This window comes from Methylobacterium sp. CM6257 (assembly GCF_054611515.1).
Genome location: NZ_CM137735.1, coordinates 1,695,784 through 1,708,640, shown reverse-complemented (window position 1 = coordinate 1,708,640; position 12,857 = coordinate 1,695,784). Strand labels below are relative to the sequence as shown.

At 62.9% G+C, this 12,857-nt stretch carries 12 protein-coding genes; 9 read left to right on the top strand and 3 right to left on the bottom strand.

What is annotated here, in order from left to right; translation table 11 throughout:
- Positions 1-6 precede the first annotated feature (6 nt).
- Positions 7-1,953, bottom strand: coding sequence for a TAT-dependent nitrous-oxide reductase (nosZ, locus tag ACYCO6_RS08245; protein ID WP_459770965.1), 1,947 nt, complete (start codon positions 1,951-1,953; stop codon positions 7-9).
- A 16-nt stretch (positions 1,954-1,969) separates the two neighbouring features.
- Entirely contained in the window at positions 1,970-4,294 is a 2,325-nt protein-coding gene (locus ACYCO6_RS08240; protein WP_459770963.1) for a 4Fe-4S binding protein, read from the bottom strand.
- A gap of 178 nt (positions 4,295-4,472) precedes the next feature.
- Here ACYCO6_RS08240 and ACYCO6_RS08235 point away from each other — a divergent pair, with 178 nt between their 5' ends.
- The gene (locus ACYCO6_RS08235) at positions 4,473-5,378 is read left to right on the top strand and encodes a ferritin-like domain-containing protein (protein WP_459770961.1); all 906 of its coding nucleotides are present in this window, start codon (positions 4,473-4,475) and stop codon (positions 5,376-5,378) included.
- A gap of 1,110 nt (positions 5,379-6,488) precedes the next feature.
- Positions 6,489-6,860 (top strand): hypothetical protein, encoded by a 372-nt coding sequence (locus tag ACYCO6_RS08230; protein WP_459770958.1) that lies wholly within the window; start codon positions 6,489-6,491, stop codon positions 6,858-6,860.
- A gap of 119 nt (positions 6,861-6,979) precedes the next feature.
- Here the strand turns inward: ACYCO6_RS08230 and ACYCO6_RS08225 are convergent, their stop codons facing one another.
- Positions 6,980-7,117 carry a hypothetical protein gene (locus tag ACYCO6_RS08225; protein ID WP_459773906.1) on the bottom strand — a complete coding sequence of 46 codons (138 nt, stop codon included), beginning with the start codon at positions 7,115-7,117 and terminating at the stop codon, positions 6,980-6,982.
- On the opposite strand from ACYCO6_RS08225, the gene ACYCO6_RS08220 reads away from it, so the two are divergent.
- From ACYCO6_RS08220 to ACYCO6_RS08190, 7 genes are all read left to right on the top strand, one after another.
- Positions 7,073-7,324 (top strand): hypothetical protein, encoded by a 252-nt coding sequence (locus tag ACYCO6_RS08220; RefSeq protein WP_459770957.1) that lies wholly within the window; start codon positions 7,073-7,075, stop codon positions 7,322-7,324. The two genes, ACYCO6_RS08225 and ACYCO6_RS08220, sit on opposite strands and share 45 nt — an antisense overlap.
- A complete protein-coding gene (locus tag ACYCO6_RS08215; RefSeq protein ID WP_459773905.1) occupies positions 7,255-7,446 on the top strand; it encodes a hypothetical protein in 192 nt (63 codons plus the stop codon). Before ACYCO6_RS08220 ends, ACYCO6_RS08215 begins: the two co-directional genes overlap by 70 nt.
- A gap of 1,267 nt (positions 7,447-8,713) precedes the next feature.
- On the top strand, positions 8,714-9,349 hold the full coding sequence (locus tag ACYCO6_RS08210; protein WP_459770956.1) for an amidase family protein: 636 nt from the start codon (positions 8,714-8,716) through the stop codon (positions 9,347-9,349).
- Positions 9,350-9,707: 358 nt separating this feature from the next.
- Positions 9,708-10,439: a LysM peptidoglycan-binding domain-containing protein gene (locus ACYCO6_RS08205; RefSeq protein ID WP_459770955.1), complete on the top strand. Its 732-nt coding sequence runs from the start codon at positions 9,708-9,710 to the stop codon at positions 10,437-10,439.
- Between the two features lie 345 nt (positions 10,440-10,784).
- Entirely contained in the window at positions 10,785-11,600 is an 816-nt protein-coding gene (locus tag ACYCO6_RS08200; RefSeq protein WP_459770954.1) for a hypothetical protein, read from the top strand.
- Positions 11,601-12,112: 512 nt separating this feature from the next.
- A complete protein-coding gene (locus tag ACYCO6_RS08195; RefSeq protein WP_459770953.1) occupies positions 12,113-12,529 on the top strand; it encodes a BA14K family protein in 417 nt (138 codons plus the stop codon).
- An 86-nt stretch (positions 12,530-12,615) separates the two neighbouring features.
- Entirely contained in the window at positions 12,616-12,795 is a 180-nt protein-coding gene (locus tag ACYCO6_RS08190) for a hypothetical protein (RefSeq protein WP_459770952.1), read from the top strand.
- Positions 12,796-12,857 lie beyond the last annotated feature (62 nt).

Below are 12,857 nucleotides of genomic sequence, written 5' to 3'. Positions count from 1 at the left end.
ATGACGTCAGACGTTCTTGGGCTCCACGAACATCCGTCCTTTCATCTCCATGTGCATCGCATGGCAGAACCAGGAGCAGTAATACCAGTAAACGCCGGGTCGATCCGCTGTGAAAGTGACCGAGGCGGTCGCCTGCGGCGCGACTTCCATCTGAATGCCGTAGTTCACGATGGAGAAGCCGTGCGTCAGGTCCTCGACCGCGTCGATATTGGTGACGTGGACCGTCACCTCGTCGCCCTGTTTGACCGCGAAGGAGTCGAGGCCGAAGGCCGGCGCCGTCGACGTCATGTAGACGCGCACCTTGTTGCCGTCGCGGACGACCTTGTTGTCCTCCTCCAGCTTGATCCCGTCCGCCTGGGCCTGCTGCACCTGATCGGCGAAGAAGGCGTCGGCTCGGTCCCAGATCGAGACCGGATTGATCTTGGAGCGGTGTACGATGGTGGCGTCATGCGGCTCGGCGAAGCTCGGGCCGTCGTGCACGACCACCATCTTGTCTCCCGAGATGTCGATCAACTGGTCGTTCTCGGGCTTCAGCGGGCCGACGTTGAGAAAGCGGTCCTTGGAAAACTTGTTCAGCGAAATCAGCCACTTGCCATCAGCTTCCTTGGTCTGGCCCATGGAGGTGTGGTTGTGGCCCGGCTGATACTGGACGTCGAGCTTCTGGATAATCGGATCGACTTTGGCGCCCTTATAGGCCTGCTTGGCCTTCTCGATGTTCCACTTCACCACCTGGCTGTCGATGAACAGTGTCGTATAGGCGTTGCCACTGCCGTCATAGGCCGTGTGCAGCGGGCCGAGACCCAGTTCCGGCTCGGCGACGACGACGTCGCGCGGCTTGATCTTGTCGTCGAACAGATCGTCGAAGAGGCGGACATCCATCACCGTCACGGTCGGCGACAGCTTGCCGTTGGCGACGACGTGGATGCCATCCGGCGCCGTATTCATGCCATGCGGGCTGTTCGAGACCGGCACGTAACGGGTGAAGGGTGAGCCCTTGCGACCGTCCACCATCGGGACGCCGCCGACCATCTTGGCCTCGCCCTTGCGCACCGCTTCATCGATGCGCTTGAGATTGAAGATGACGGCCCAATCCTGCTCCTTGGCGGTCATCTCCGCCAGCGTGACGCCTTCCTCCGAGTTGTAGCAGGTCGCGAAGGCATACTTACCCTGATAGTCGGCATCGACGTTGTCGAGGTTTCCGTCCACCATCACCTGCCAGGCGACCTGCATCGTGTTGCCGTCCACCGCCGTGAAGATGGCGTGATATTGCTTGTTGTTGTCCAGCACCTTGCCATCGTTCGGGACCGGCACACGGTCCTCGCCGTTGCAGAAGACATAGCCGGTGCGTGGATACTTCTGTACACGCAGACCGTGCACGGTGTGCTGGTTGGGCAGCTCTATGATCTTGTCGCAGCGCATGACGTCGAGGCGGATACGGGCCACACGGGTGTTGGCCTTGTCGTTCACGAAGCAATAGCGCCCGTCATAAGTGCCGTCGGTGAAGGAGAGGTGCGGATGGTGCAGGTCCCCGTTGTGGTAGACGCCGCCGCGGGTCTTCAGGAACTCCTTGGTCTCGGGCAGCAGACCTTCGGTCAGCACCTTGCGGCTCTGGTCCGTCAACCCCCAGCCGGTGGCGCTGTCGCGGTTGAACACCGGCACGCGTATCAGTTCGCGCATCGAAGGCAGGCCGATGATGCGCAGCTCGCCGCTCTGGCCGCTGGAAAAGAAGACGTAATATTCGTCCAACTCGCCGGGCTTCACCTCGGTCTTGTTCGGCCCGCCCGCGACGGCCGGACGCGCGGCGGGCCGGGTCTGCGCCTCGGCCGACGCGACGAGCCCGCGCGTGGCGGCAGCCCCACCGAGAGTTCCCGCAGTGCCGGCCGCCGCCACGGCAGCCGTGGTGCCGAGCAGCTGCCTGCGGCTCAGCTTTGCATGATCGGACGTGTCGGACATGCGACGTTCTCCTACGTCAGGTCGGGTTGGCGACAGGTTGGGCCGGTTCGGCGACAGGCTTGCCGTTCACGGTCATGACGGGCTTCGCACCGCTACCGCGCCGCGGCGGAGGCGAGCTGAGCGCTTCGAATTTCTCGCGCTTCAGCCGCACCTGGATCATGTGCGGGCACCGGCGATCGTCGTGGTACAGTTCCTGGCAGTGCATGCAGTAGATGCACTCGTTGACGTTGATGTGCCCCTCGGGATGGATCGCCTCGACCGGGCATTCCTTGGCGCAGCGTTGGCAGGGCGAGCCGCATTCCCGCCAGCGCTTGAGCCATTCGAATGTCCGGATCCGCCCCGGGATGGCGAGTGCGGCGCCGAGCGGGCACAGGTAGCGGCAGAAGAAGCGCTCGACGAAGAGCCCCGCCGCCAGGAGCGCTACCGCGTAGAGCGTGAACGGCCAATCGCGCAGGAATTTCAGGATGATCGCTGTCTTGAACGGCTCCACCTCGGCGAGCGTCTCAGCCATGGCGACCGAGTAGAGCGACATCCCGAACAGGCCGAGGAAGATGACATACTTGATGGGCCAGAGGCGCTCGTGCAGCCCCCACGGAATCTTGAGCTGCGGCACCTTCAGCCATTGGGCCAGGTTGTTGGTGAGCTCCTGCAGCGCGCCGAACGGGCAGAGCCAGCCGCAGAAGGGTCCTCGCCCCCAGAACAGCAGGCCCGCCGCGACGGCTGCCCACAGGATGAAGATCAGCGGCGCCGCCAGGAAGAAATCCCAATGGAAGCCCGTCACCAGCGCGTTGGTGAAGGTGAGGACGTTCACCACCGAGAGCTGGGCATTGGCGTACCAGCCCAACCACACCAGCGTGAACAGCAGGAAGGCGCGGCGCACCCAGACGTAGATGCGCGGGCGCTTCACCAGCGCATCCTGGAAGAAGAAGATGCCGGTGAGCGCGACAAGCGCCGCCGCCGTGACGGCGATTGAGACGCTCCTTAAGCGCCAGATGCGCATCCAGAGCGGCTCGTCCGCCGCCGCGGCATTCGCCTCCGCTGCCGCCGGGCTCGGCGCAGCACCCTGTCGTGCGTCGACGGCGGGCGCTTTGGCGGAAGCGGGCTGATCGGCAACGGTGATGGCCCGCTGCTCCCGCCGGATGTAGCTCTCCGGCAGCGTGTAGCCGAGGTCGAAGGTGAGAAAGGCCTTTTCGCGCGCACCCACGGCCCGCTGCACAAGGAGCCGCAATTGCCATGGCTCGGTCGGGTCGAAGGCAAAGTCGGGCGGGATGGTGAACAGGCCGATCTCCGGCATGTCGGGCGCGCCGCCGCCGAGGTCGCCCAAGCGCGTGTGGTTGCGGTCGCGGAAGCGGACGCCGCTGCCGTCCTGCAGAAGCTCGATGCGATCGAAGATGCCGCCGCGGACATAGGCCGCGCCCTTGAACGAGTACGTTCCCTCGCCGGCCACGATTATGGCCTGCTGCCCCGGCTTGAGCTGCGAGCGCAGGCGGGCGTACCCCGCGTCGCCGAGCAGGGTGCGGCCGATCGTCGGGACCGACACCAGGGCGACGTAGAGATCGATGAACGTGTCGTCGGGGGCGCCGGGCTCCGGATGCGCAGCCGCCCCTGCATTCCCGGACTTGGCGAAGGCTTCGTTGATCTCGGCGACCGACAGGCGCAGGCGTCGGATCGAGCCGTCGCCGAGCAGGGTTTGCCAGTCCTTGACTTCGCTCTTGTCCACATTGACGGTCTTGGCGACCGTCGCCGCCACGGCAGCGCCCGCCGCCCCGCCGAGGCGACCACTCTTGATCAACTTGACGGCCGAGCGCACGACGCTGTCGCCGATGACGAGCACCGTCACCGTCGCGCCGCTCACGATGTCGACCTGAGGCAGGGGCTCCATGCCGCTGGCAACCGGACGCATATCCTTGCCGATCAGCGCGTTGACTGCCGTCACGATGCGCTTCTCGGGGATGCCGATCAGAACGATCGGCTCCTTGTGGGCGACCAGCTTCAGGCCCCTGAGCACGCCCTGCGGATCGATGGCGACGAGCATATGAATGGGCTTGCCGGAATAGCCCGTCGCGTTGGTGAAGTCGGTGTTGAGGTAGACGTAGCCCTTGAGCGTGCTGCCGGCATAGACGGGTACAATGGGCGGATCGCCCTGAGGGGAGCCGAAGCGGTCCGCCTCGGCGAAGAATTCGCTCGGCTGAGTCTTGGCGAGGTAGTCCGCAAGCGGCACGGGACCGGCGGCGTTGGCCGCACTCGCCGCGCTGAACAGAGACAGCAAGGCGGCCACGACAAGCGCCGCGGAGATACCCAGCAGGCGGCGGAACGGCCCCCTGGAAGCATCTATAGGCATTATCGCCGTCTCTGCTTGGATCCGAACTTTCGCAGAGACCAACCCCGTCGCGACATGGAAACGGCTCCTCCTGGAAAACGTAGCCTTGTCGGATGACCGCGCGGGCTGCAGGTCCGGAAGACCACCTCAGCCCCCGTCCGTCTTTGAGCGAGATCAAATCCCGCATTACAACCTAGGCTTGTCAGCTCGACCGCGGCTCGATTTCGATCCAGAATCGTTGGAAAATGGAGTCGAACCGCCGATGCCAGTCCTCAAGACGGAGCCTGCCGGCACGATCGAGAACCTCAAGGATTTCTTCGCGCTGGCCCACACGATGGAAGCCGAGGCGGCGCGCAGCTATGCAGAATTCGCAGAGTTGATGCGGCGGCAGGATCGTCCCGGTCTCGCCGAAACCTTCGAGCGGATCGCCGGTGAGGAACGCGGGCACGCAGCGAACGTCGCGCACTGGTCGCAAGCGACTGCCAGCCGGAACCCCGAGCCGGAGCGGCTGCGCTGGTCGCCTCCGCCAACCTTCGAGCGCGACGACGCCTCAGAACTTACCGGATCACAGCTCCTCACGCCCTATCGCGTGCTATCGATCGCTGTCCGCAACGAGGAGCGCGCCTTCGCCTTCTGGACCTATGTCGCCGCTCAGACGCGCAACGAGGCTGTGCGCCGGGCCGCTGAATCGATGGCGCGCGAGGAGCTCGAGCACGTTGCAACCTTCCGACGGGAGCGGCGCCGGGCCTTTCAAACCATGCGAGAGCGCGAGACGGCGTTTGCCACAAAGACCAATGCTGCCGAACTCGAAGCGGCGCTGGGCGCACAGTTGCGTCAAGGCGGGTTGGATGCACCGGCCGAGGTGGTCGCCGAGCTCGCTCGCGAAACCGATGCGCTCGGAGCCTTAGCTTCGCCCCTGCAAATCAGGGTGGCGCCCCCGCAATTTCAGTCGGCCGAGTCCTTGGCTGAGGCGCTGGCCGAGGCCTACCTGCACGGAGCCGAGACAAGCGCCGACGAAGACCGGCTAGCACGTCTCCAGGAACTCGGGGAGCGTGCGATACTGAGATTGGCGAAGATCAAGGATGCCGGCCGCCCGCTCGGGTGAACATACCTGCCGGTGAGAGTAGCGGTGCGCATGCAGGGACGCGATCAGACTAGAGAATACTGCCAACGTTTGGCGACGTGCCTCGTTATATCCTAGTCTCGCGCCAATTTTTGATTTGGTTCGGTTGCACTGTCGGGATCGTCATGCTTTAATTCATAGAGATTGGTCCCGACGCTTGCGGCGGAGCTGGGCTTGTGGCTTCGCGGACTTAGCTCTCCCGACCGCTAACAGCTCAATCTCGCCTTAAGTCAGTCTACGTTGCCCCTACAAGCGGTGTTCACCGGATAGCTGTTCCGGCAGCAGCGCGCCACAGTTTGGTTTTCGCTCGGGACAGGCGGATTAGCCGCCCGTGGCTCGTGGCGGCCCCGGACCGCAGCGTTCCACTAGGTTTAAGCGTTGAAACGGTACAGCTAGAACTTGGCCGTCCCATTCGCATCTGATCGTCCTATTGAACCGATCTGAACCGCAGTTCGGCCAATCCTGTTTTATGGTATCATTCTGTTCTGATAACAGGAGCTTTAAGCGGAGCGGCAGACCGTGTGCTCAGCAGCCATCAGCTTAACGTCTCCCTCCGAAGCCAACTGAACCGTTCGACTCTGCGGGGCGTTAGCGGATCTACGATACACGACAAAAATGAGCAGCACGGAGGAAACCCATGCGTAAGTGCATCCTCGGCGCGGCTGCCTCAGCCGCTCTCTTTGCTGTGCCGGGCACGGTCTATGCGCAAGGCATCTATGTTGGCCCTGGCGGCGTAGGCTTCGATGATGGCCGTCCCAGGCGTGGGTACTACGAAGAGCGACGTGGAGGCGGGTATCGCGAGATGTGCCGTGAGTTGCGCCAAGCTTGCATTCACAAAGAGGAGCTTGGCGAGGAGGGCAGAGGCAATTGCCAGCGGTATCGTCGGCGGTGCCGTTAAGCTGCGCTGCGCCGCGATTTGGTCGGGAGCGGCTCAAAATAGGACATGCCGTGTACATCCAACCTCAAAGGTATGATTGGCATTGTGGCGTCGAGTGTACCCGGCCGGCCGGTCGGTTGTAACCTGTTCAGAAACGAAACCACCTTTTTCGTAACGCACACGAGGTCCCGAGGCCCACTTCTTGGAGAGCTCAAATGAGCAAGGCTCTTGTCACTGCTGCTTGCCTTCTTACCCTGCCCCTCCCGGTGCTGGCTCAAAGCTCGTCGCGCGATGATGACAGGGACAGGTCATATGCCCGCAGCGACAGCAGAAAGGATGACGCACGCTATCATCCAGACGAGGATGGAGACTGGGATTACCGACGCGGCTATGCGGACCACCACGCGAGGAGCGGTTCTTCGTTCCGAATACAGATCGGCGATGCAAAGATCCATGTCAGATGCGGCTCGCGCGAGACGCTGAAGGATTGTGTGGATGCCGCCACCACGCTGCTCGACAAAGTACGGGCGCTGCCCGCGACCGGAAGCGCGGGCATGGGGTCAGGAAACGCACCGTCGAAGCCGTAGTCGGCGGAACATGGCGCGGAAGAGGTGGAGTTCTGTGGCCGCTTCCTAATTGCTGAATGTACCTTGCCCGACGCTATGGGGACTGTCAGAAATTCCGCGTAGGGGCGGCGTGTTGAACATCAGGCCGCCATAGCCTGGGTGGAGCGCTCGCCGAAGATGACGGCGAACTGCGCCTTGGCCTCCGCGACAGGCTCTGCCGGAAGTTCGCCGCGGTGTTGCGGCAACGCTCCGAGGGCGCGCTCGCGGGAACCGTCCATCCGAACTCGTCCCTGATGAAGACGAATTCCCAGTTTGCCGCACTCCGCAAGGGCGCCCTCGACCTAAGCCTCTTCCCATTCGCCTATGCCGGCGGCCAGATGTCGAGGCAGAGGATTTCGAGGGCGCCATCGCCGAGATGGTCGAGAACATCTGCGCGAGCGACATATTGGCAGCCCGGTCGCACAAGCGTCAGATCCAGCGGCTGATGCAGGATGCCGCCCCCGTGACGCGCGCCGAGAGGATGGAGGTGTACGGCTTCGCAGAGAACGGGGAGTACAGGCGTGGCGTCGAGGCGTTCCTGGCCAAAGCAGGCCGCCAGACCCGCTGAGCCGCCTAAGGATCATCTGCCCGCACGCGAGTTTCAGCGGGCAATCCAGCCGATCATGCGCGTCTCTACGGACGAATCGTGTGAAGCGAACGCATCGGGAAGTTGCGGACTTCTGCAGGAATGCGCGTGCCGGCATTCATCAGCCCGTCCGGGTCGAGGGCCAAGCGCAGGGTGCACATCGGGTCGAGTTCAACCGGATCCTTGAAGCACTCCATCTCGGCGAGGAATAGGGCTCCGGTGATCTCAAGTTCTACGAGCGAAACCTGATACGCGAAGCCTTGTAGAATCAGGGACTATCATCGAGGTCATGCGCATGCTCGATCTCTCCCGCCGTACCCTGACCGAGACAAGGCAGCACTATGCGCTGAGCCGTGCCGATTTCACCGAATAGGAGGCACGCGGAAGGGAAGTTGGAAACGCAGTTGTTCGTGTCCGCTTCCGGGAGTGTCGAGTTCACGTTAAGCGGCAGCGATGGGCGCAAAGCCGAAGGACCGGTCCTGCGTGCGATGGCGCTCCGGCGTGACGTAGTCTGGCCGAAAGCGGCTGGTCCGCTTCAGGAGCACTGGTCGACCGAAGCGGACAGCTTCCCCGCAGATAGCTCGGCCGGAAAGCCGCTGCTGATCGGGTGGCCGACCAGTGAGCCCATCAGGGCGTTCCCCAACCGACGCCATGAGACCCGCACCACGCGCATGGCAGATAACGGGTCCAGAACGCTGCGGCTCGCTTGTCGGTGAAATCCTGACAAATTGGCCAGCGACGAGGGATATTCCTGACAGAATGGTGGAAAACACTAGCTCCACACGTGGTCATGAGGATGCGATGGTTTGTTGATCAAATCATGTGCTTAGTGAGACTACGTATGTGCAAAGACAGGCTCGCCACAGGGCATCCAAAAAGCACATGCTCAGTGCCTTCAAATGAAATTGTTCGCGAACACGTTAGGTCTATCCTAAAGCGTCTGCCCAGCATTGGAAATGTTTCTAAACGCACAGCTTCTATCGGTTCGACAAACCCGACAACCGGGCGATAAACCTTCTCTGGGGCCTGCCTCCTGCGGACAGACTTAGGTCTGGATGAAGTGCGCGAGCCAAACGCAAAGGATTGAGAACGGTTAAAGAGGTAGGTCTTCACAAGCTTGTCTGTGAAGGCCGAATCCCAGCGCCAGAGTCAAAGAATAGTCCTTTGCAGGTCCGCGAGATGATCAGCACGCTCCCTTATGTGAAAGGGAGTGCCAACGACGCGCTACTCCGCTGTATCAAGAGATGCTATGCTGGTACACAGGCGGGGCTTCGAGTCCATCGACACCGAGGTTGCGGCGACCGTGCAGGCGGCGGCCGAAGCCCTTAGGGGCGAGGGCCGCCACGTGGAGCAGCTTCGCATCCCGGCGCTGGAGCGCGACGTCGCCGTCGACGTGTTCGGCAAGCTCACCGTCATGGAGATGAAGCCGGCGTTCCGGGAGGCGACCGCAGGCCGTCGCGAGCACGAGATCCACAAGATATCCAGAACCCTGCTGTCGCTGCCAGACACAGCTGAGGAGGACCACGTCGCGGCCGAACAGGCGGCGGAGCGGCTCCGGGACGGCTATGCCGCCTATTTCCGGGATTATCACGTCCTCCTGACCACGGTGCTGCCTGTCCCGGCGCAAAAGCACGGCATCCAGGAACTCGTCTTCAACGGCGAGACGGTCGACCTGACCTACCTCCAGGGCGCGACCCTGCCCCTCTACGCGATAGGCCTGCCGGGCTTGTCGACGCGGTTCGGGACGAGCCGTGAGGGTCTGCCGATCAACGTGCAGTTGGTGGGTAGCTGGCAGGCCGAGACGATGCTCCTGCACGCCGCCGCTGCTGGAGAGCGTGAGCCCGGTCTGCGGCCTGCATCCGAGCCTCTGACAGGAGAGAATTAGCCGGGGAGCGCGCTACGGTCCCTGAACCCCGAGCGAGCATCGTCACATGCCACGCTCTGCGCCAGGGTTCTCGTCAAACGGCTTCGGTGGCTCCTCTCCAGGCAGCGTGCATCTCCCATGATCAGGGGGTATGCCGGTTGCGAGTATCTAAGCCCGCCAATGATTTGCAAGTCGGTTGAAGGACGCGGGCACAAGCCGCGCAGAGCAGCAGGCCGGTGAACGGCAGGAGAAGCGACCAGGCAGAAACCACAGGACGCGCCTTCGTTGTTCGGATCGCTCCGGCAGGTCGGCATGGGTGTTCCGTCCGTCGACCCTGATGCGGCCGCAACGGCTCTTCACCCGACGCGTTGCACGATGCATGGAGAGCGCCGAGGAGGTCGCGGTGAGTCATCGGATATGGCGCACGACCGTCCTGGCCCTCCTCGCCGGAACGCGCTTGCTGACTGGCGGCCACGTGTTCGCGCAAGAGGCGGACTGCCGGGACGGAAAGGTGCAGGTCCGGCCAGACGATACGCTCAGCCTGATCGCCAGCCGTTGCGACGTGTCGGAGGGCGCGCTCCTGGCCGCCAATCCGTCCATCGACGGCTCCGCCGACCTGCAGGTCGGCGCCACGTTGAGCCTGCAACCGGCGGCTAGTCAGAGCCAGCGCTTGGGGGAACGCCTCAACCACTTCGCTCGCGAGGCCAACGATGCCCTGGGCCGTGTCGCCGGGCAGGTTGGGTCCTCCGCCCAGGACCTGCTCGATAAGAACCCTGACCTTAAGAGCCGCGTGGAGCGACTGGGCCAGCGGATCGGCCTGATTGACGGCGGGAGCGCACCAAGCCTGACCATAGCGCCGGATCGAGGGCCGGTCGGCTCAACGGTGACCTTGATGGCGACGGGGCTGCCAAAGGGCCGGCCATTCAAGATCGGAGTTGGCGCACCCAACAAAGCCTTCCGGGTCCTGCAGGACACCCGCAGCTCCGACCAGGGCACGCTAGACACCACGGTGCAGGTGCCGGAGCGCGACAGCAGCACCCGCGTGGTGTTCACCCTGCGCGGCGGAGACACGGTCAAGCTGACCAGCAAACCCTTCCAGATCGTGCCCTGAGCCCGAGGACGGAAACCGAGGCCAGCCGGCTTCCAGACCGCCATGACGACTACCGGGCCTTGGAAGCGCGATCAGGTCGATGGCTGCTGGCAACTCAAGCTGAACTTTGCGCGTGTGCGTGTAGGGGTTGCCCTGACAAAACGCCGGGTTCGCACGGACTCGATGCGTGGATACAATAACGTACGATGTCAGCCTGCATTCAGTACCAGGCGAGCTGACGCTTCCGATCCAATAATTACACGAAGGGACAAGACCAAATTTCAGCAACTATCCACCGACATACGGCAAGCGGAAACCTAAATGATGGTTGGATATGGCAGGTTGTATTCTTCACGGTGAGCCGTCATGATGCTTTCCAACGTCATGGTCAGCCTCGATGGTAGCGGCAGCACACCCGGGAGGGTGCGGCTGGCCTGCAATCTTGCGAAACGTTTCGATGCGAACCTGATCGGTGTGGCGGCGCAGGATCCCCTGCCAATCTCGATCTACGGGAAAGGATCGTACTTGGATCATCATATTATCGGGTTGGCCGCCGCCAATGCACGCGAAGAACTCAACAAACAAGAAGCGGTCTTCCGTGAAATGACCAACGGCTATAACAAAGCTCAACTGCGCCTGTACGACAGGGATCCTCTCGAATGCGTGATCTCGGAATGCGCACGGTGCGATCTGTTGGTCGCGCGAGGGCCTGATGATCGGAGCTCGACTGAAATCATCGAAGCGCTAAGTCCGTCCGAAATCATCCTACGTGCGGGACGCCCCGTGCTCGTCACGCCATCGCAAACCGACGACCTGCCTCTGAAGTGTGCTGTCATTGCGTGGAAGGATACGCGTGAGGCTCGGCGTGCCGTCGCGGACGCCTTGCCGCTCCTGCAGAGAGCGAAACGTGTTCTTCTCGTGACTGTCGCATCAACGGAAACGGAGACGAACGCCGAGGCGATAGAGTCGTATCTGAAGAGCCATGACGTTCAGTGTGAAAGAGTCGAGTTGCCGGAGACGACACATGCCGCCGAATCGGTGACTGAGCTCGCCCGCAATGAGGCGGCAGATCTCGTAGTGGCTGGAGCCTATGGGCACTCGAAGATGCGTGAGCTCGTATTCGGCAGCCTGACCTACGAATTTCTGACCTCGCTTCGCACGTCATGCTTGTACAGCCATTAGCCGCCGTTCGCATCGTCTAGAGTGATGGCGCCAGTTTTAAGCAATATCCGCTTGCATGACTGTCATAGCGAACAGATGCATACCAAGAATGACATGCCCGAGTTTGCCGAGGAGGGCACGGCAAACGGTTCCCGGCAACGCGAACCGAAAGAGGACGACAAGTCCTAAGCCCTTAAAATGTCTGGGAGAGGAAACGCGGCGGCCGCCCGCCCATGTGGGGCGGGCGGCTACGAAACCCACTTGGCAGACATGGTCCAGTAATGACCATTCCAAGAGTGTTGCTTGCGGTGGCCGTCATAGCAATGCTTTGCTTGACAGCTGCAATTTTGAGGAACGCTCCCGTGCGAACCTACGAAGCGCTAACTTTGCAGCAGATGAACCAGTAGTCCTTGGTAATCTGAGGCGAATATGAGCGCCAGTCACTTCGTCGACCCCCTGATCCGAATCCAGCCGCTGACCTATTCCCGGTCGCCCATATTCCATCCCCGAGCACCGGAAGGAGCCCCTTCAACATGAGGCTTTCGCTCGTCCTCACCGTCACGATCCCGGCACTCCTCCTCGTCCAGCCCGGCACCGCCAGGCCGCTCGGAAACTCGGTCGAGGCGCTAGCCGCCGGCGCCCTTCCGACGAGCTACGCCCAGTACCGCCGCTTCGGTCATCGCCACCGTCACTATGGCCGGCACTACGGCTACCGGCGCGGCTACGGCTACCGAAGGGGCCCTGGTGTCGGCGCGGCCGTTGGCGCGGGCATCGGAGGTTTGGCCGCCGGGGCGCTCATCGGCGGCGCCATCGTCAACTCGCAGGCGCAAGCCGCCCGAGGTGGGGCGGACGCCGAGGCGGTCGCCGCCTGCGCACGTCGGTTCCGCTCCTACGATGCGACAAGCGGCACTTATCTGGGCAACGACGGCGCACGTCATCCCTGTCCCTGACCTCCTGTCCAACCCCGGCGCCTCTCGTTTCCAGCGGCAAGATGCGGCCGGTCTCCCCTGAGGATACGAGCACCCGAAGGATACTCATGCGTCTGCCTACTCTTGTGCCGCTGGTCGGCCTGCTCGCGCTCACCGCCTGCAAGGATGAGAAGGCGGAGGCGTCACGGGCCAGCCCACCGGCTCCCAGCGCCACGCCGGCCAATCCGGCTCCCCCAGCCTCGTCGCCGCCCGTCGCGCGCCCGGCCGAGAAACCCGCAGGGCTGTGAACCGCGGCACCACCTGATACGAAGGGCGCCTCCGGCAGCCACGTGCCGCAGGGGCGGCGTCA

Excerpts from the sequence above, each read along its gene's own strand:
- nosZ (WP_459770965.1), bottom strand. The coding sequence starts at position 1,953 with ATGTCCGACACGTCCGATCATGCAAAGCTGAGCCGCAGGCAGCTGCTC.
- ACYCO6_RS08240 (WP_459770963.1), bottom strand. The coding sequence starts at position 4,294 with ATGCCTATAGATGCTTCCAGGGGGCCGTTCCGCCGCCTGCTGGGTATC.
- ACYCO6_RS08230 (WP_459770958.1), top strand. The coding sequence starts at position 6,489 with ATGAGCAAGGCTCTTGTCACTGCTGCTTGCCTTCTTACCCTGCCCCTC.
- ACYCO6_RS08225 (WP_459773906.1), bottom strand. The coding sequence starts at position 7,117 with ATGGACGGTTCCCGCGAGCGCGCCCTCGGAGCGTTGCCGCAACACCGC.
- ACYCO6_RS08215 (WP_459773905.1), top strand. The coding sequence starts at position 7,255 with ATGGTCGAGAACATCTGCGCGAGCGACATATTGGCAGCCCGGTCGCAC.
- ACYCO6_RS08210 (WP_459770956.1), top strand. The coding sequence starts at position 8,714 with ATGCTGGTACACAGGCGGGGCTTCGAGTCCATCGACACCGAGGTTGCG.
- ACYCO6_RS08205 (WP_459770955.1), top strand. The coding sequence starts at position 9,708 with ATGGAGAGCGCCGAGGAGGTCGCGGTGAGTCATCGGATATGGCGCACG.
- ACYCO6_RS08200 (WP_459770954.1), top strand. The coding sequence starts at position 10,785 with ATGATGCTTTCCAACGTCATGGTCAGCCTCGATGGTAGCGGCAGCACA.
- ACYCO6_RS08195 (WP_459770953.1), top strand. The coding sequence starts at position 12,113 with ATGAGGCTTTCGCTCGTCCTCACCGTCACGATCCCGGCACTCCTCCTC.
- ACYCO6_RS08190 (WP_459770952.1), top strand. The coding sequence starts at position 12,616 with ATGCGTCTGCCTACTCTTGTGCCGCTGGTCGGCCTGCTCGCGCTCACC.